The 20,224-nt window shown below is 28.3% G+C and carries 13 protein-coding genes; 3 read left to right on the forward strand and 10 right to left on the reverse strand.

Features of this window, described 5'->3' with window-relative positions:
- Positions 1 to 231 precede the first annotated feature (231 nt).
- The 9 genes from HMPREF9630_RS09785 to HMPREF9630_RS09825 form a co-directional block, all read right to left on the reverse strand.
- Positions 232 to 933, reverse strand: coding sequence for a DUF134 domain-containing protein (locus HMPREF9630_RS09785; protein ID WP_009528297.1), 702 nt, complete (start codon positions 931 to 933; stop codon positions 232 to 234).
- A gap of 105 nt (positions 934 to 1,038) precedes the next feature.
- On the reverse strand, positions 1,039 to 2,169 hold the full coding sequence (gene hemW, locus HMPREF9630_RS09790; protein ID WP_009528298.1) for a radical SAM family heme chaperone HemW: 1,131 nt from the start codon (positions 2,167 to 2,169) through the stop codon (positions 1,039 to 1,041).
- Positions 2,170 to 2,563: 394 nt separating this feature from the next.
- Positions 2,564 to 4,312, reverse strand: a complete 1,749-nt coding sequence (locus HMPREF9630_RS09795; protein WP_009528299.1) for an ABC transporter ATP-binding protein — start codon at positions 4,310 to 4,312, stop codon at positions 2,564 to 2,566.
- Positions 4,313 to 6,022 carry an ABC transporter ATP-binding protein gene (locus tag HMPREF9630_RS09800; RefSeq protein WP_009528300.1) on the reverse strand — a complete coding sequence of 570 codons (1,710 nt, stop codon included), beginning with the start codon at positions 6,020 to 6,022 and terminating at the stop codon, positions 4,313 to 4,315.
- A 353-nt stretch (positions 6,023 to 6,375) separates the two neighbouring features.
- A complete protein-coding gene (locus HMPREF9630_RS09805) occupies positions 6,376 to 7,311 on the reverse strand; it encodes a helix-turn-helix domain-containing protein (protein WP_009528301.1) in 936 nt (311 codons plus the stop codon).
- A gap of 176 nt (positions 7,312 to 7,487) precedes the next feature.
- Positions 7,488 to 8,972 carry a sensor histidine kinase gene (locus tag HMPREF9630_RS09810; RefSeq protein ID WP_009528302.1) on the reverse strand — a complete coding sequence of 495 codons (1,485 nt, stop codon included), beginning with the start codon at positions 8,970 to 8,972 and terminating at the stop codon, positions 7,488 to 7,490.
- Positions 8,962 to 9,660, reverse strand: a complete 699-nt coding sequence (locus HMPREF9630_RS09815) for a response regulator transcription factor (RefSeq protein WP_009528303.1) — start codon at positions 9,658 to 9,660, stop codon at positions 8,962 to 8,964. Before HMPREF9630_RS09815 ends, HMPREF9630_RS09810 begins: the two co-directional genes overlap by 11 nt.
- Before the next feature lie 44 nt (positions 9,661 to 9,704).
- Entirely contained in the window at positions 9,705 to 11,054 is a 1,350-nt protein-coding gene (locus HMPREF9630_RS09820; RefSeq protein WP_009528304.1) for a hypothetical protein, read from the reverse strand.
- A 35-nt stretch (positions 11,055 to 11,089) separates the two neighbouring features.
- Complete coding sequence (locus HMPREF9630_RS09825; RefSeq protein WP_009528305.1) at positions 11,090 to 11,929, reverse strand: mechanosensitive ion channel family protein; 840 nt, start codon at positions 11,927 to 11,929, stop codon at positions 11,090 to 11,092.
- A 667-nt stretch (positions 11,930 to 12,596) separates the two neighbouring features.
- Here HMPREF9630_RS09825 and HMPREF9630_RS09835 point away from each other — a divergent pair.
- The 3 genes from HMPREF9630_RS09835 to HMPREF9630_RS09845 all read left to right on the forward strand — a co-directional run bounded on the left by HMPREF9630_RS09835 (position 12,597) and on the right by HMPREF9630_RS09845 (position 18,918).
- Complete coding sequence (locus tag HMPREF9630_RS09835; protein ID WP_009528306.1) at positions 12,597 to 15,752, forward strand: GGDEF domain-containing phosphodiesterase; 3,156 nt, start codon at positions 12,597 to 12,599, stop codon at positions 15,750 to 15,752.
- 334 nt (positions 15,753 to 16,086) lie between these two features.
- Entirely contained in the window at positions 16,087 to 18,231 is a 2,145-nt protein-coding gene (locus HMPREF9630_RS09840; RefSeq protein WP_009528307.1) for a Tex family protein, read from the forward strand.
- Between the two features lie 165 nt (positions 18,232 to 18,396).
- A complete protein-coding gene (locus HMPREF9630_RS09845) occupies positions 18,397 to 18,918 on the forward strand; it encodes a hypothetical protein (RefSeq protein ID WP_009528308.1) in 522 nt (173 codons plus the stop codon).
- Positions 18,919 to 19,183: 265 nt separating this feature from the next.
- Here HMPREF9630_RS09845 and HMPREF9630_RS09850 read toward each other — a convergent pair whose 3' ends face one another.
- Entirely contained in the window at positions 19,184 to 20,044 is an 861-nt protein-coding gene (locus HMPREF9630_RS09850) for a hypothetical protein (RefSeq protein WP_009528309.1), read from the reverse strand.
- Positions 20,045 to 20,224 lie beyond the last annotated feature (180 nt).

Consider the following 20,224-nt stretch of genomic DNA (forward strand, 5'->3'; position numbering starts at 1 on the left):
ACATTAATTTATCATTAAAGCAAAACTCAAAATTGTACTATATGCCTATTTAATCATGTATTGACAAAAATATTTTTCATTGATATAAGGATATTCATAAAAGATAATAATTAAACTTAAAATCAATTTTCTCTATGTAAAAAAGCACCTCAAAAGAGATGCTTTTAAAAAATCCATGTTTAGATATTTTTCTACAAGATCAATTCAACATAATACGTTAGATAAATAGCATTAATGATGGCAACTATGCCCTTCACCATGGTCGTGATCGTGATGATGACACTCTATATCCGGATTATACTCAAGATTTCCTGATAGATAGTTCTTCACCATTTCATCAGCATTTCCTGTCACTCCAGGCAAAAGTTTTATGCTTACTTCTTTCAAGGCATTTCTTGCACCTGCTCCTATGCCTCCACAAATCAAAGTTTCAACCTCAGCAGCACGAAGAAAACCTGCAAGTGCACCGTGTCCGTTACCATTTGTATCAATTACTCGAGATGATTTAATTTCTCCGTTTTCCACATCATAAATCTTAAATTTTTCTGTCTTTCCAAAATGTTGACCTACCATTTCCTTTTCATAAGTAACTGCTATTCTCATAATATTTTCTCCTTTTTCGCTTATTTCAGCCGATGCCGGAATATAGTCAATACAATAAGAGCCTCCTGTAATACGGATACGTTTTCCGTTAACTATAGCATCTGCCAACTTATAACGAGCTTTTTCATATATGCTTGTTATGGTTGCTCTTGATACACCCATTGCAGACGCACATTCTTCCTGAGTCATTTTTTCATAATCAATCAGACGGACAGTTTCATATTCATCAAGTTTGAAAGCAATAACTTCAGAGTTTTTTACATCTTCAGGTGCAAAACTCCAATAGCTTGGATATCCGCATATTCTTCTACATCGTTTTGGTCTCGGCATGACTTCTCCTTTCCGACATATGCAAATAACTTTATATAAGCATATCATCATTTCTGTCATATGTCAATTATATTCCAAATTTATTTTTATTTTATGCAATTCAAACTAAATAAACTCTAAAAACACTGTATTACTTACTTCTATGCCTTTTGTAGTCAATCTTAAATATTTATCATATTCTTGTATCAAATTTTCTTTATATAATTTTTCCAAACTGCCTGCATATTTTTCTTTAAAATTTATATCAAATTGTTTATCCAACTCACTTATATCTATACCTTCGTTCATTCTGAGTTTTAAAAATATCCATTCTTCATACATATCTTTTTTTGTATGCTCTTGCACGTTATTTATCGGTAACTCTCCTTTTTCTATACTATTTATATATTCATCAGAGTAATTTTCAAACCTTTTTTCTCCAAACAAAGAATGTGCGTTTTGCCCAAATCCGAGATATTCTTCAACTTTCCAATATTTGATATTATGCTTGCACTCATAGCCTTTTTTGGCAAAATTTGAAAACTCATACTGATTATATCCATATTGTTGCAATTTATTTATGGTGTACTCATACAGTTTTAGTGTAAGTTCATCGTCTACACTTATAATACCTTTTTCATACATATCAAAAAAAGGTGTGTCCTCCTCAATTATAAGCATATAAGCAGAAATATGTTCAGGCATTAATGATATTATATTTCTCAAATTTTCTTCATATGTCTTAAAATCTTGATTAGGTATTCCCATCATCAAATCTATACTTATATTTGTAAATCCTTTGTTTCTAAGTTTTTTATACGTACTTAAAAACTCTTCATATGTGTGAGTTCTTCCTAATGCCTTTAATTCTATCATATTTGTAGACTGGAGACCTATGCTTACTCTGTTTATCTTAGATTCTCTTATAATCTCTATTTTTTCATCTGTCACAGAATTAGGATTCATCTCTATAGTATATTCCAAATTATCACTGAAATTAAAGCTTTTATCTATTTTTTGCAATACTTTTTGCAATAAATCTTCATCTAATGAAGTCGGTGTTCCTCCTCCTATAAACACTGTATCTATTTTATAATCATTTAAGCTGTATTTTGTAATTGCCATGTCTATTTCTTTCATAAGAGCATTTGCATATCTCTTTTTATGCAAATAATCGGAAATACCGGAATCAAAATCACAGTACAAGCACTTTGAATTACAAAACGGTATATGAAAATAAAGTCCTAAGTTTTTCATAAAATCTCCACTGATAAATTTTCTTCAGTATAAAATATATAAACACTATTTAAATTATTTATTTTATATAAGCCACGATTTATACTTTATATGCCAAAATTTGTTTAAATCATTGATTTTATACAAATGTTATGAGTTATATTCCGTATATTTTTTACCATATAGTAAGTATATCAATTTTTATTAAATATACAATTCTATTAGATTTTAGTACAAATTAGAATATGCCCAAAATATTTTGCAAACGAAATAACTAACGCTTTTATAAATATCCGTTTTTCAGATATTTATAAAAAATTACTCCGAGCAAAATATATTTGAGCATTATATTAAAAAACATCTATATTTAACCATATAAGTATGATACTATTATTTGATTGAATAATCAATAGTATTAATTTGAAAGTTGCCATTTTATTGCATCTTGTCTTTGAATTATAAAATTTTTATAGACTTTTGATATTTTCATAAGTTCATCATGTGTACCTATACTTTCCACACTTCCTCTATCGAGTACGATTATTTTGTCGGCTTCTCTTATAGTATCCAATTTATGGGCTATTATTATGGCAGTTTTACCTTTAAGTAAATTTTTTAATGCTGTCATAAGCTGTTCTTCATTTTCAGGGTCTACACTTGAAGTTGCTTCATCCAATATTACAAATTTACTTGGTTTTAACATAGCTCTTGCTATAGATATTCTTTGTCTTTCTCCTCCTGACAGATTACTTCCTCCTTCTTGTAATATTGTGTCATATCCGTCTTTTAACTGCATAATAAAGTCGTGGCATCTTGCCAATTTCGCAACTTCAATCATCTCATCATCAGTAGCATCTGTATTTCCGAATTTTATATTGTTTCTTATACTGTCATCAAACAAATAAACGTCTTGAAATACAAATGAAAAGTTAGAGAGTAAATAATCATATGAATAGTCTTTTACATCTGTTTTTCCTACAAGTATTTTCCCGTAATTCACATCCCAAAATCTTGCCATAAGATTACACAATGTAGTCTTGCCGCTTCCTGACGGACCTACTATTGCAGTTGTTTTTCCATCAGGAATTACAACACTCAAGTTTTTAAACAATGTGTCATCATTATAAGAAAAATTTATATCTTGCATTTCTATTTCACAATTATCTACAGTTTGTTTTTCTCCCTCCTCAATAGTAGGTATATCTCTCAGCTTTGTCAAGGCGTCCAAATTTTGTACTGCAACTCCCATTATATTTTGCATACTGCCTGTCATCTCAAAACCTCCGAAAACTATAAAACTTGACACTATGAGCATTATAGCTTTATGAGCCGAGATTTCACCTTGTGTATATCTTGTCAAACTTGCAAAAATTATTAAGCATATCGCTAATTTAAAAATTAACAAAAACAGTATTCCAACCGGTGCTACCGCTTTTTCCACATCAAAAAATCCTTTTTTATTTTCTGAGATACTTTTTTCCAAGTTTTTTAATACTTCCTTACCTTTCCCAAAAGACTTTATCACACCTATGCCTTTTACATATTCAAGCATATCCGCATTTAGATTTATTTTCAATCCCAAAAGTTTTTTTGTACTTTCATCAGCTTTTGTTTGAAAAATATTGTTTACAATAACACCTAAAATCAATGCTGATATAATAATTACTCCTGTAACAAAATCAAAAGGTATCATAAAAATTGCCATAATAAATGTTTGGATAACTCCTACAAACAACATCTCTATAATATATATTCCTACAGTCTCCAATTCTCCTACTATTGTTGTAAGCCCGCTCGCTATATCTCCAAGTCTGTTATTGCTGAAATAACCCATATTCACTCTTTTAAGTCTATCGCCTATATACAGTCTATTTTCTGCCCCCATTGTATAAGATGCGATAAATTTATTTCTATCTGCCATATATCCGAAAAATATCTTTCCCGTAACACTCATAAATGCTACTGCAAATACTGATATTATATCTTCGTTTAAAATTTCCCTTTTTTCAAATATATTTTGAGTAATTTTTAATAAAAACAACAATACTGCACCTAATGTCATACCTTCAAAAATATTTTTTATAACTTCAAATATAAACATATTCGTAATTCTTTTTGATTGATTTCCGGAAACTTGATACAGTTTTTTTATAAGCTCTCTCATCTATATCACCTCTTCCTTCATACTTATATGTGCATTCCACATTTTTTTATAAATCTCACTTTTTTCAAGAAGTTCTTTATGGGTACCGATATTTTCTATTTTACCTTTATCTAAAACTATTATTTTATCTGCATGAATAATAGTGGAAAGTCTATGTGCAATCATAATAACCGTTTTGTTTTTTATAAGTGCATTTATAGATTTTTGAATATTTGCCTCATTATCAGGATCAGAATACGCTGTAGCCTCATCAAGCACAACTATAGGACTGTTTTTCAGAAGTGCTCTTGCTATTGTTATTCTTTGTCTTTCTCCTCCTGACAAACTTCCTCCACCTTCTCCTATTATAGTGTCGTATCCGTTTTCAAGGCTCATTATAAAATCATGACAACTTGCTTTTTTGCAAGCGTCTTGTATTTCTTCTATACTTGCGTCATTTTTTGCCATTCTCATATTATCAGTTATACTTTTTTGAAACAAATAATTCTCCTGCGACACATAAGTAACTATATCCATATTTTGTGAAAGAGGCATATCCTTTAAATTTGTGTTCCCTATAATTATCTTACCTCTGTCAATATTCCAAAAACCTGCAATAAGTTTTGCTACAGTCGATTTTCCGCTTCCTGAATAACCCACTATAGCTGTAAGCTCTCCCTCTTTTGCTATAAATGACAAATCGTCAAAAACTCTCACATTTTCATTGTAGGCGAATCCTACTTTGTCAAATTTTACATCATATGAGTTTATCATTTGGATTTTATCGCCACGCTCAAGTTGTGGCAAATCCATTACTGATTTTATTTCATCTATTATCACTTTTACGTTTGCTATAGTTTCCGAATGACTCATAGCCTTGATTAGAGGTTTATATGAAGCATAAGATAAAAGTACGCACATTATTAAAGTTCCGGTATTTACACTACCCTTCATATACAAAAACAACGCAACAGGCAAGACAAACACAAGCGTAGAAGGTAAAACTTCCATAGTTGCAGTCATAGAAAAGCAAACACTCAAATACCAATCAAGCATTGCAGATTTATTATTTTCCACAGCCGTCTTAAATTTTCCGTATGACGATGCTGATTTATTAAATGCTTTTATAACATTTATGCCTCTTATGTACTCTACTGCTGTTGTGTTCATAGACTTAGCTGCCTCTTGGTATCTTCTCGATTTTTCTTCATATCCCCTCATCATCAAAAGAGAAAATAAAAATCCGAGCGGAAGTGTTGCAAGATTAGCAAGCCCTATTCTCCAATCCATAGAAAAAATTATCACAACAAGTGTGGCAGGTACAAGTAAATTGGCAATTACCTCAGGTATGACGTGAGCAATAGGTCTTTCCATTTTATCCAAAGTTTCTGTCATAAATTGCGACCACTGACCGCTACTTTTCTTTTCTATCTCTCCCATAGACAAGCTTTCAAGTTTTTGTGCAACCGTATGTCTTGACGTTTCTATTATACTAAAAGCCAAGTTATGAGAAGTAAGTGTAGATATGTAATGAAATATAACTCCCCCTACAAGTCCGACAAATATGAGTAATATCGATGATACAAACTCTGATAGGTTTTTGTTATTGTCTATTATTTTATTTATAATATCAGCTACTGCAAAATACGGTACTACACTGAAAGCTACACCTATCACAGCCATAATTATAGAAAATATTATCTTATCTATATGTTTTTTTAATACATTCAATTATTTCACCCTCTTTTAAAAAATAAATTTTTACAAATTATTGTTTTTGCTTTAACAATCAACTACTTATACATATCTTATGATATATATTATCATAAGATTTTTCCTTTTTCTACTCTTTAAAGACTAAAAACTATCCATTTAGACATATGTAATAAATATATTCCAAAGCACTCCTAATTAAATATATTCAATTTATCATTGTATTTATGACGGTTCAATTAGATAATGAATAGGATATAATAAATTATACTAAAAAAAATGGCAAAATCTTTAATATATAGATTTTTGCCATTTTTTATAAAAATATGCATATTTATACTAAAAACCAATAAAGATATTGAATTATAATGTTATATTTGAAACTTTGACGGTATAACCCCAAATTCTTTTTTAAAAGCTGATGAAAATTTTGCCGGATTTTCGTAACCGCTCTCTAATGCTATTTGAGCTATTGACATTTTTCCCTCCAACAACAAAGTTTTTGACTTTTCAAGCCTTAGTTTTTTTGTATAACTGTATATACTTTCGCCATAAAGTTTCTTAAACTGATTTTTAAGCGAAGATTCTGATATGTCGAATTTTTTGGAAAGTTGTTCTATAGTATAGTGATTTTCAAGATTTTTTAATATAAAATTTCTTACTTTTTTTATCTTATATAATTGTTTTTTGTTCAAAAAAGAGGTATTTTTTATTTCATTATTCCAATCTATATTTGATACAAAAAGTAACAACTCTATACTTTTTACTTTAAGATACTCTTTCAAAAAATATTTTTGGGCATTGTAAAACTCATAAAATATATGCTCCAATCTCTCATTTGAGCGAAATATCTTGACATTTCCTCCTTTTGCAAGCGAAGCTATCTTTGAAAGGTTTATATCAAATTCTTTTATAAGTCTGCTGTTTTGTATTTTTTCTATATCTATATATAGACTTATTCCTCTATATAGTTTTGTTGGAAAATATGATATTCCTGTATTATCAATGGTATTGGATATGGATAAATCTCCTCTTGATACAAAAGCTACTGTATTTGAGTCAATCTCATATTCACATCTGCCGTCTTTACAATGATTAATCTCAATTATGTCAGCTTTAAATTCAAAATTTCCTTCATAATAATCCATTTGAATATTATTAAACGTTATATCCAAACCGTCGCAAATATGATAGTTTGTAATTATGCCTCTGCCTGTATCATTTTCTATTACAAATCTGTCCGCATCATTTTTAAGATGAATTGAGTCAATATCTTTTCCATATAAATCTATAATATAATTATCCATAATTACACCGTAATATATTCAAAATTCAGGTCAACCTGATATAAATAATACTAAAACCTATTTAAAATAACATTTATTTCTAAAAAATGTGAGCACATCTAATAAAAAATACATACAATTCAACATTTTACATTAATCAGTTAATCGTATTATATAATTTCTATGTCTTTTTTATACTAAAGCTCTCCATTTATATCTTCCAAAATTTCATCATTTTCCAAGACTTCTTCTTTAAATGCAGGGAATACTATAGTTATTTTTGTTCCTACTTCGTATTCACTTTCTATTGTCATAACTCCATCTTGTAATTTTACCAATTCATCTACTATTGACAGACCTAAACCATTTCCCGGCATTGTACTTGTGCCTTTATAAAATTTTTCTGTTATATGAGGTAAATTTTCAGCTTTTATTCCTATTCCGTTGTCTTTTACAACTGTTACTATTTTATCTTCATAGCCTATGGCTATAAGCTCTATCTCTCCGCCTTCTTTTGTAAATTTGATAGAATTTGTAACCAAATTTATATATATTTGTTTTAGTCTGTTTTCATCTGCATTTATTATAGTGTCTTCACCTTTTAAGTCACATTTTAGGCTTATATTGGCTCTCTTATTCGAAAACTGTCTATATACCTGAAATATTACATCTTTTATGTTCACAGGTTTTTTTATAACTTTCATAGAATTTGATTGAAATCTTGAAAAATCCAGTAGCTCTTCCACCATTATACTTAATCTTTCCGCCTCTGCCGATATTATATTAAGTCCTGTTGCCACATCTGAATCTTTCATATAACCTTCGCTCATTTGCAAGGTTTCACTCCAGCCTTTAATTGATGTGAGCGGTGTTCTCAGCTCATGTGAAATTGATGACACAAACTCTACTTTCAATTTTTCAGTATTTTTTATTTCATTTGCCATGAAGTTTATTGTATCTACAAGCTGTCCTATCTCGTCATTATATGTTTTTTCTGCACTTGCATTAAAATTTCCTTTTGCAAATTCCTTTGCAGTAGAATTTAATTTTTTTATAGGTTCTACTATTGATGTGGATATTAACGAAGATGTGAACAAGAAAAACCCTACTATTATCATACAGAGCACTATACTTGCTATGACAAAATTTTTTATCTCCGTATCTACTTTTTCAAGCGAAACTACAAATCTTATAACTCCATCTGTTGTATTGTATCTTATAAGAGGCCTGCTTGCTGCAAGAATTTTTTCTCCTGTGCTTGAACTCACCCCTCTATATAAAAATATCTTTTTTTGAAAAGCTGCCTCAACGTCTGGTGTGTTCACTTCAATATTGTCTGAAAATCCGTTTGAGTCTATTATCAGTTTTTTATCTGAATCTATGAACTGTACCAAAAATTTGTTCTCAAATGATGACATTGACATACCGAGCAAAGTTCTCGCCTTATCATATGACGAAGAATAGTTTGATGACTTGTTCAAAAATTCCGCTGTAAGAGTCACCCTGTCTTTTAGTATTTGCTCTACTCCGCCATAATAATAATTATATATTACAGATATTATCATTATTTCCAAAACTGCAATTGTAACTGCCATTATAAGTCCAAAATTTTTTATCATTCTTGTCTGTATACTTGAATCTGTATATCTTTTTATTTTTTGAAATATTTTTTCAATTTTCATCTTCTTCCCACCTATATCCATATCCCCACACAGTTTTCAAATATGATGGATTTGACGGGTCTTTTTCTATTTTCATTCTTATTCTTCTTATATTTACATCTACCACTTTGAAATCTCCATAGTAGTTTTTTCCCCATATCTTGTCCAATATTTCATCTCTTGAAAGAGATTTTTCCTTATTTTTTATAAATAATTCCAATATTTCAAATTCTTTAGGTGTAAGTTCTATTTCCTCATCGCCTTTAAGAAATTTTCTCTCTGAAAAATTAAGAGTAAATTCTCCACTCGTAAGTTTTTCTATCTCCTCTTTATTCATATCTACACTTGTAACTCTTCTTATAAGGGCTCTTATTCTTGCTATAAGCTCTTTTGGTGAAAACGGTTTACTTATATAATCATCTGCGCCGTATTCCAAACCGAGTACTTTATCCTCTTCATTAGTCCTTGCTGTAAGCATTATTATACCGATATTTTGAGATTTGTTTCTTATATGTTTTAACACTTCAAATCCGTCTATTCCAGGAAGCATTACATCTAAAACCGCCATGCTTACATCCGGATTTTTATCAAAAAGCTCTATTGCCTCTTCTCCAGATGCACTTTCTATAACATCATAGCCTTCTCTTTTTAAATTAAGCGTAATAAAACTTCTTATTGAAAACTCGTCTTCCAAAACAAGTATTTTCATTTTTTCCTCCAAATTTTTTAAACTTCTTATTATTTTTATAAAATTTATTTATACAATCTTTCTTTTATAACATTTGATAAAATTTGTACTGACGAACGCATCTGTAAATAACTTTCTCTCTCCTTATCATCTAAACTGTCACTGTAATCCAACACTTTTCCGGCTATTACATAATCTTGATTTTCTGTTATGAGCTGCATACTGTTTCTAAGTTCATTGTCTTGTTGCCATTCATATTTTTTTATATAATTTATCTGTATGAGTGGATATTCCTTACCTAAATGATTTATAAAATTAATATTTGTATTCATATCATTTTCATTTATAGTATATTTCCCCGTAAAAAGTTTAGGTATATTCATTACATATCCAAGGTTTATATTTTCATACACTTCTTTGACAAGCTCCAATTTATAGTCTTTTTTTATTTTAAAATATCCGTTTATAAGTCCACCTTCTTTTGTATCTTGAATAGACATGGAATAATTAGGTGCCTTAAACTTATATCCTACTTCTATTATACCATCGTTATCAATATCTTGACTCTGTACATTAAACTGATAATTTCCTTTATTAAACTCTTGTATATCTCTCATATCTGTTAGTACTTTGCGATTTTTATTAAATAACAATATATCTGTATTTTCATACTTGTTGTCGCCTATATAATCTATAAATATTGCCATTTGCTCATCAAATATCTTGCCTATCGAAATATTATACGGTTTTTTTATATCTTTCAACACTTTTTTTCTGTAATTTACTATTTTACTACCGTCAAATTCGTCAATATTAAGAACATAATCCAAATCCGACAAATTTTTTGTTATAGAAAATATTTCTTTTCTTCCGTCCGAATTTATATCAGCTATTTCAATAATCATATTGGGGATTTCTTTTATCACTTTTACCTCTTTGTTATCAAAATATATGACGCTGTAATTTCTTGGATTAAGTGTATTTTCAGGCTCAAACGATTCAACAATAAGCTCTTTTTTTCCATTACCGTTCAAATCTTCTATCATAAATTCACTTATTTCATAAGTGTTAAATTTTATATCATCTTTTTTCACCCATATATTGTCCACTTTTTTGAGTATAAACATACCTATTTTATCGTCAACTTTACTTTTATAAAATGATATTATCTCGCTTGATGAATCCAAGTCCAAGTCACTTATTATCATAGACATCGATCTGTCACTGTCTGACATTATAACAGGATAACTTGCAGAATTTGGAGGTCTGAAATTATCTACAGCCTCTTTCATCTCCCTTTTTTCCTGATTAAGTGCAGGTGAAACCAATAAATCTTCCGGAGTAGCTATTTTAAAACAGCTACTGAGAATTATTGTAGTCAATATTACAAAAATAGCCAAAATTATCTTTTTCATCTCTATATCCTTAATATATTATCATAAATTTTTTATTATGCCTTGTATATTGTATCGAAATGTGCAAATTCTATTTTTTCACTTGTAAATTTATCTTTTATCTCCCTCATAACACTATAATACATATCCCAATAGTTGTTGTTTTTTACGCTTGTTTTCGCCAATATATTCACATAATATATAGAAAGTTCGCTTATTTCACAAATCACATCCGCATCTTGAATAGTATATTTACTATTTTCTAATATGCTTTTCAATATTTCTATAGCTCTATTATGATTTGCATCATAACTTATTTTAATGTTTAATATTATATTTCTTATATCATTTTTAGAATAGTTTACTACATAATTGGTTGTAAGGCTGGAATTAGGAATAAATATTTTTTTATTATCCGTAGTGTCAAGACCTGTATTCATAATGGATATGGTTCTTACCGTTCCAGATATTTGATCTTTTGTTTCAATATAATCGCCTACCTTAAAAGGCTTAAATATAATTATTATTATGCCTGAAGCAAAATTTGAAAGATTGCTTTGAAGAGCAAGTCCTACAGCTATGCCGAAACCGCCAAGTGCAGCAATAAAAGACGAAGACGGTATGCCTAGTATGCTGAGCGATGCTATTGATACTACTATAAGTACGCAAAAAAACAGTACTTGTGACAAAAAACCTGCAAGTGTTACATCCATATTGGCAATATTCATCATAGTCCTTATTTTTTTTCTTAGAAGCTTGGCTATGAAATATCCTATTACAAAAAATAAAATAGCTATTATAATATTGGGTATAGCCTTTTTTATATTTGAAAAAATAATTTCAAATATATCTAAATTTTCATCTATCACATCTTTTGCTTTTTCCAAAGTATCCATATATCACCTCTTTGCATAAAAAAATATAATAATACCTAAAATATCTTCAATAAAATTATACAACTATATTTTATATCAAAATGCACTTATTTTTCAATCTATAATCATATAAAAACCATATTTTTTTTATAAACAAACAATATGGTCCTATATTTCTATTCAAATAGTGCTTTATTTTTCAATTTTTTCTTGTTTACAAAAAATTTCTATTGACATTATGCTATTAAAGTTGTATATTTTTATCTAACAAAAAATAATTTATATAGCAATTATTTTTAATTAATATAAAAAATTTATTATTTATGGATTCTAATCAGTATTTTGATAGTTTTTCATTTATAAGCATATGACAATTAAATATATTGAAAATAATATATCCCACTAATCGTTAATTAATATTCTATTTAATACAAAATAATTAAATTGGGATTTCGTTTTGTGATGTATGATTGGTAGTTTCTATTTATTAATAAATATTTATCCCCCCTGTATTATCCACTTTTATTTTCTACAAACCTACCTACATTCCAAAAATTTCAATTTAAAAATATGTCAAAATTCAATTAAACTATAAAGATAATATGTTGTAACGAATATTATCAATCATAGTTTCACGTTCTATTATATCATCTGAGTTTATGTCTGAGAAGGTGGGATTTATCCAAATATGCAAAGATATACAATTATAAATTCAAGTTATCGCAAAAGTACATTCTTATTGTCATATGAATCTTTTAAACAGATTTCAGCTATAAAAAATAACACAAATTACGGCGTTATTAAAATAAGATTGATTTGGGATAATTATAATGACATAGAACATATTAATTTATTGAAATCGGTAACTTTATTTTTAAAGTCTCAATTCGGTAAAAACGATTTTGTAACCTGTATAGATAAAGAAAGATTTTTAATTTTTATGGACAGTGTGTATTCCACTAAATCTATAAAAAGTAAAATAGATTTTATTGCCGGAAATGCACAATATTTTTTCAAAAGAAGCGGATTTGTAAAACCCTTTTCTATGAGAACGGTTTACTCAATACTTGATGTATCAGGCGATAATATTGATACTTTTTTAAAAAATATATCAGATGCCAAAACAAATATGTATCCGAGCGAATCCATAGATGTACTGAAAATAAATAAAAATGAATATCTGTCATTTAATAAACTTCAGCTTTTAAGCGAAACTTCAAGAGAAGAGATATTTTCACAATTTTTAGAAGATTATTTTCCAAGAGGAGATTTTTTCGACTCTGTACTTAGCATATTATCTAATTCTTCTAATCTTAACGATGTCATAAAATATCTATTTTCAACATTTGAACATAAAATCGGTATCGATTCTATTTATCTTTTTACATTGTCTGATAATGAAAAATATCTTATAAATAATTCTATTGTAAAAGATGATGAAATAGGAAAACAAATAAATTCAATCTCAATATCGTATATCACGAAATTGATTTTCAACCATGATAATAACTATATAATGACTTTGAATGATTTTAGTGTTTTGCCTCATTATATAAAACGTAGACTTCATTTAAAAGGTATAAAAAATCTATGTAATCACATAATATTTGACAACCGCAAAATCGTAGGAATTATGGGGTTTCTATCAAGTGATAAAAATAAAACATGGAGCGATTATGATATAAATCATCTTATTTCATTATCAAAAATAGTATCTTTATTCATACATTTTAAGGATTTTGTTTATATACCAAAAAATACCGATACCATTTCTGACTATATTTTATCATCTATGAATGCCGTTGTATATGCAATAGACGATGAGTTCAATCTCACATATGCAAATGAGCAATTTAGAGAAATTGCTAATTATAAAGGTGTTCGTACTAAATGCTATGAAATTTTAATGGAAAATGAATACCCATGTGCATCATGTCCGATAAAAAATGAATTCGGTTTCAAAAATCAATGTTGTTCAGATGTATATTTTAAAAATATGCCGTTAAATGAAACTTGCAAAAGAGAGATGTATTATAAAAAATTAGACTTATATTACAAAGTCTATATAACAAAAAATGAACATCATCCAAAATATAAGTATGTATTAACTGCTTTTAATATAGATAAGTGCAAGAAATTTTCATCAGCTTTTGAAGATAACCGTAAGCAGACACTTTTTAACAGTTTTGATTTTAAATTACTTGATTTTTATAATTCTATTGCCAGTGTCTGTGAAGATTATTTGATATTTTACAATTTAAAAACAAAAAACACATATATACCTGACAAACTGTTATATGAACTCGGATATTCCGAAAAGAGTAAAAATTTGTTTTCTGAAAGCACACTATATCGTTCTATTCATGAAAAAGATTTGTCAGCGTTCAAACAATTTATAAGAAAAATGTCTTCAGGCGAAATAGAATTTTTTGATACAGTAATTAGAATTTTAAACAAATTTGGTAAAGTAATTTTTGCAAAATTAAGAGCATCATTGACTTATGACCAGAATTTAAAACCTAATGTTGTTTCTATAATGATTAAATTGCTAAATAAAAAACCTGTTGTAGATTATTCTACAAATCTTCCTAACAGATTTCACTTGAAGAACTTAACAGAAGAACATCTAAGAAACAAACATACTCCTATGGCTATATTGCTCATAGAATTTGATAATCTGACTAATATTTCAAAAATATTCGGCAGAAATATAGCCGATTATGTAGTCATAGATTTAGCTGAGACTTTTCAGCATATTATGAAAGACAATATGATGCTGTTTCTATTTGAATGGAATATATTCGCTATAAAAATAGAAACTGCCGATATTCGTGAATGTATGGAACTTGTTGATATAATAAAAAATATATTATCCACATACAAAGTTCTTCCTGAAAAAAACTATTATCTGAATATATCTGCCGGATGTTCTTTCTTTCCGAAAGATTCAAATTCATACAACACACTCATAAGCAATGCTGAATATGCATTGGAGCAGTCAAGATTAGATGACAAACACAGATTGATATCTTTCAGTAAACACATACTGAAATTAAAATATAGAAAAAATAAATTGACGCAGATAATAGGAGACAGCATGTCAAATAATTTTTCAGGTTTTTATTTGGTCTATCAATCACATATAGATACAAAAACAGACAAATTATTAGGCGCCGAATCTCTCGCAAGATTTACATGTGATGAATTCGGTAGCGTATCACCTGAAGAATTCATTCCAATATTGGAAGAAATGGGCTTTATACAAGATTTTGGCAAATGGGTACTTACAGAATCTGTAAAAGTTTGTATTCATGCACAAAAACAACTGAAAAATTTCCATATAAACGTAAATGTATCATATTTACAGTTATTGGATGACAGTTTTATAGATTTTCTAAAAGATATATTAAATAAATATGCTCTTACACCTAATACATTGTTTTTAGAATTGACAGAAACAAGCATAGTTAAGAATAAAAATGACCTTATACAAAAATTCAAAAATATACAGGAATTAGGAATAAAAGTGGCTATGGACGACTTCGGTGTAGGAAGCTCATCTCTCGGATTACTAAAAGAAATCCCGATAGATATGTTAAAAATAGATAAAATATTTGTAAAAGGCATTAACTCCAATAAATTCGATGCCACATTCATACAATTTATAGGCTCTTTATGCAGCAAGGCAAACATAACTACCTGTCTTGAAGGTGTTGAGCTTGAAAGTGAGCTCAATTCCATAAAAATATTTTCAGATATAGATATGATACAAGGTTATTTCTACGGAAAGCCCTCAACATATGAGACATTTGCCAATGAATTTCTAAATAATAAATATCTATAAAAAGCTGCTAAGAGCTACAAACTAAATAAGGTATCTATCTTTCATTTTAATACTCAAACTAAAATCACAGTTGATAATTTCAACTGTGATTTTAGTTTTTTAAGAAATATTATATATTGACATTTTTTTCTCTAATTCACTACAAAATTGAACAAATATGTTATATAATATAAAATTGAAATAGTTTTTTATGCAAAAAATATTCAGCTAAGCCTAATTACAATATATTTTCATATAATTATGAAAAGTATCGGTATTAATACTTATTAATTATCATAATTTAAACAAGATATTAGCGTCAAAAAATATTTTATTAAACTTTTAAGGAGTAGATATGGATATACAAAAAATACTTATGCAGGAGTTTTCTCTAAAAAGCGGTCAAGTTGATAATATAATGACTCTTATAAGCGAAGGAAAAACAATACCGTTTATCGCAAGATACAGAAAAGAGGCAACCGGAGGAGCCAGCGATACACTTCTTAGAGATTTTGACGAAAGATTAAAATACCTAACTTCACTATCAGAACGTAAAAGCAGTGTAATAAATCTCATAGAAGAACAAGGTAAAATGACTGAAAACATAAGACTGTCTCTTGAAAATGCCATGACACTTCAAGAAGTAGAAGACATATATGCACCGTTCAAACAGAAAAAAAGAACGAGAGCAAGTGTTGCAAAAGAAAAAGGATTGGAGCCTCTAAGTCAAATATTATTAGAAGGCATTGAAAAAATAGAAGATAGAGCGGATGAATTTATAAACGAAGAACTTGAAGTAAACTCTAAAAAAGATGCCATAGCAGGCGCAATGGACATAGTTGCCGAAATAATAGCCGATGATTTTGAACTCAAAAAACAGCTTCGAAAATTGCTTTTTGATACAGCAGTGATAATGACATCTGCAAAAAAAGGTGCAGAAGAAAAAGAAGATTTCTCAGTATATAAAATGTATATGGAATTTAGTGAAATATCTTCTAAAATGCCGTCTTATAGAATACTTGCCATAAACAGAGGTGAAAAAGACGATATATTAAAAGTGAAAATAGATTATGATTTTGAAAAATTTTTGGAAACAGCCCAAAAATCTTATATAAAATCAGAAATTCATGAAGATATAATGACAGACACAATAACAGATTCACTCAAAAGATTAATGTTGCCATCGCTCGAAAGAGAACTTCGCTCAGAGATGACTTCAAGAGCCGAAGAGAAAGCCATAGCTGTTTTTGGCGAAAATTTATCAGCACTCTTAATGCAATCTCCTCTTAAAAATAAAGTTGTATTAGGTTGGGACCCTGCATACAGAACAGGTTGTAAGATAGCTGTCGTAGACGAAACAGGAAAAGTGCTTGACACTACAACGGTATATCCCACTATGCCACAAAATAAAGTAGAAGAAACATCAAAAGAAATAACTTCACTCATAAATAAATACAAAGTGAATATAATATCCATCGGAAACGGAACAGCGTCAAGAGAATCAGAACAAATAGTTGCAGATATTGTAAAAGGAATGGATAATGTGTATTATACAATAGTAAGCGAAGCAGGTGCATCAGTATATTCCGCTTCAAAACTCGGTGAAGAGGAATTAAAAGATATGAACGTATCACTTCGTGGCGCTGTATCCATAGCAAGAAGAATACAAGACCCTATGAGCGAGCTTGTAAAAATAGAACCGAAATCAATAGGAGTAGGTCAATATCAGCATGACGTAAATCAAAAAAGGTTGAGTGAAGTATTATCAAATGTTGTCGAAGATAATGTTAATAAAGTTGGTGTTGACTTAAATACGGCATCTTACAGCATACTCGAATATATATCCGGCATAACACCATCAATTGCAAAAAATATAGTAAAATATAGAGATACTTCAGGAAAATTTAAAAACAGAGATGAACTTTTAAAAGTATCAAGATTAGGTCAATCCTGTTTTGAACAATGTGCAGGTTTTTTAAGAGTAAAAGAAAGCGACAACTTACTCGATAATACCGGCATACATCCTGAAGCCTACGAAAAAACTTATAAATTGTTAGAAATATTAGATGTTGATATACAAAGCGAAAATTTTATAAAAAATTTTACAGAAAAAATAGACAAATTTTCTCAAAAAGATTTAGCAGACAAATTGGAAATTGGTATGCCCACTCTTATAGATATAATAAAAGAGCTTAAAAAACCCGGACTTGATATAAGAGACGAAAAAAATATTTCACCTGTTTTGAGAAGTGATGTACTGAAACTGGAAGATTTAAGCGAAGGTATGATATTAAAAGGTACAGTAAGAAATGTACTTGAATTCGGTGCATTCGTAGATATAGGTGTAAAAAATGACGGTTTGGTACACATATCACAGTTAAGCGACAAATATATTAAAAATCCTATGGATGTAGTATCAATAGGTGATGTAATTAATGTAAAGGTAATAGGCATAGATTATGACAGAAAAAAAGTAAGTCTGTCTATGAAAGGCATATAGATTGACTTATAATATTCTTATAAGATTAAACATAGATTTTATTTTGATGTATAAAAAATTCTAACTTAATTTATTTACAACATTATTTTTATTTATATCAATTTTAAAATAAAATTATACTTTGACTTTTTAGCTTTAATTATTACAGCATGCGGAGGAAATATAATGTATATAGATGGGAAAAAAATTGACAAATTATTAAAATCTTTAAAAATAAAATTCTTTATATGGGCATTTTTTGTAGTTATATCAGTTTATGGCATTATTTCAGGTTTTACGGAAAATTCAGAATTGGCAGATAACATGGTAACATATATTCAATTTACAGTCCTGTTCTCCGTTTTAGCCTATTTGAATTTTAGAAAAAGCAATTTAATTAAAAGCGCTTATTTATATAATAATATATTCGTTCATGATGCTTATGGATATATTCGTTTATCTGAATTAGCTTCAAAACTGAATAAAACAAACGACAGTGTAACAAAAGAAATAGAAAAACTATTAAAATTAAAAATATTGATAAATATATCCTTAGAATTAGGTAGCAGTCAAAAAATAATGCTCAATAAACCCAACAGCTCTGATAATTTGAACGAAAGCATTGAATGTCCATACTGTGGTGCAAAAATTACAAAAAGATCCGGTTTTACAGTTAAATGCGAATATTGTGATTCCGAAATCAAGTAATTTATAGTAATAGATCTTTATAGATTGTACCCTTCTACTATTCTCTAAGAAAATTATGTATAACTTATATAATATAAATAGTTCATCGGAAAAATTAATTATTATGTTTTTCCATTATTCTATAATATTTTAGTATTATATTAATTTTCAATATAATACTATATAATTCATCTAAGAAAACTAAAAATAGAGTTGTATTTTATTAAATTTATACAACTCTATTTTTTTCTATCATTCTATTAAGTTTTGATATTAATCTATCCTATTAATTCCAATGATTGGCACCTGTAATTGGACTTTCATCATCTCCTTCTATATGAACACCGGAATATTGTTTTAATTCATGTCCATACCCCTCAGAGGATTTTTTTGTTTGTATATATCCAACTTTTCCTTGGCTATTTTTTACCTTAATATATCCTGATTTTTTATTTGCAGAAACAAAAATTATCTTTTCATTAGGTCTTATTGAAAAAGACTTTTTATTAAAATTTAAATTTGAATATACATCTATACTTTTTTGTGCTGTTAATTCTATTTTTTTATTAAAATATGATATATTTACTTCATCGCTTGTAACTTCTTTTAATTTTCCTTGTAATATCATAAATTTCCTATAATATGCACTTTGTATAGGATAATCTGCCTCAGATATCACTTCCAACCTGTTTGTTTTTTTATTTACTCCAACATTTTCAAAGTCTGAAACACTTTCTATTTTATCGAGATATTTTATTTTCCCATTAACAAATGAATATAATTGAATTTCATTATAAAAATATTCTGTTGAACGCAACATTAACATAATCTCTTTTTGCTTATCATTAGAATTTATGTCTATAACTTTCATTTTAGAATAAGACAATTTATTCTCATTAGGTATATCAATTACATCATATGTATCAGGTACTATATCTGTAGGTATGTTGTATTGTATCTCCATATAACTTGGTATTGCTACATATTCGTCTATTCTGTCCACATATAACTTTATCCATTCCTTTGTCCCGTTTAAGTCTAAATCATATTTATCTGACATAATAGTCTCGGCATCTGCATGTACTGTTAATAAAGATAAACCTAATATTAAAGATAAAGCCAATTTTTTAAACATATTAAGCTTCATATTTTCCCTCCTACACTACTTAATAAAAAATATTAAATCTCAATTAATTTTACATACACAATATAATTTATACTAATATGCTTTAGAATTACGAAAAAATGTATTGCAATTAATTTTAAATTCATTAATTTTTATTTTTCCCTTATTTGATTTGATATTAGTATTAATCCTATATTTACA

It is taken from the genome of Peptoanaerobacter stomatis (assembly GCF_000238095.2).
GTDB lineage: Bacteria > Bacillota > Clostridia > Peptostreptococcales > Filifactoraceae > Peptoanaerobacter > Peptoanaerobacter stomatis_A.

Bases quoted from the DNA above. Each gene is read 5' to 3' on its own strand.
- HMPREF9630_RS09785 (WP_009528297.1), bottom strand. From the start codon at position 933: ATGCCGAGACCAAAACGATGTAGAAGAATATGCGGATATCCAAGCTAT.
- hemW (WP_009528298.1), bottom strand. From the start codon at position 2,169: ATGAAAAACTTAGGACTTTATTTTCATATACCGTTTTGTAATTCAAAG.
- HMPREF9630_RS09795 (WP_009528299.1), bottom strand. From the start codon at position 4,312: ATGAGAGAGCTTATAAAAAAACTGTATCAAGTTTCCGGAAATCAATCA.
- HMPREF9630_RS09805 (WP_009528301.1), bottom strand. From the start codon at position 7,311: ATGGATAATTATATTATAGATTTATATGGAAAAGATATTGACTCAATT.
- HMPREF9630_RS09810 (WP_009528302.1), bottom strand. From the start codon at position 8,972: ATGAAAATTGAAAAAATATTTCAAAAAATAAAAAGATATACAGATTCA.
- HMPREF9630_RS09815 (WP_009528303.1), bottom strand. From the start codon at position 9,660: ATGAAAATACTTGTTTTGGAAGACGAGTTTTCAATAAGAAGTTTTATT.
- HMPREF9630_RS09820 (WP_009528304.1), bottom strand. From the start codon at position 11,054: ATGAAAAAGATAATTTTGGCTATTTTTGTAATATTGACTACAATAATT.
- HMPREF9630_RS09825 (WP_009528305.1), bottom strand. From the start codon at position 11,929: ATGGATACTTTGGAAAAAGCAAAAGATGTGATAGATGAAAATTTAGAT.
- HMPREF9630_RS09835 (WP_009528306.1), top strand. From the start codon at position 12,597: ATGCAAAGATATACAATTATAAATTCAAGTTATCGCAAAAGTACATTC.
- HMPREF9630_RS09840 (WP_009528307.1), top strand. From the start codon at position 16,087: ATGGATATACAAAAAATACTTATGCAGGAGTTTTCTCTAAAAAGCGGT.
- HMPREF9630_RS09845 (WP_009528308.1), top strand. From the start codon at position 18,397: ATGTATATAGATGGGAAAAAAATTGACAAATTATTAAAATCTTTAAAA.
- HMPREF9630_RS09850 (WP_009528309.1), bottom strand. From the start codon at position 20,044: ATGAAGCTTAATATGTTTAAAAAATTGGCTTTATCTTTAATATTAGGT.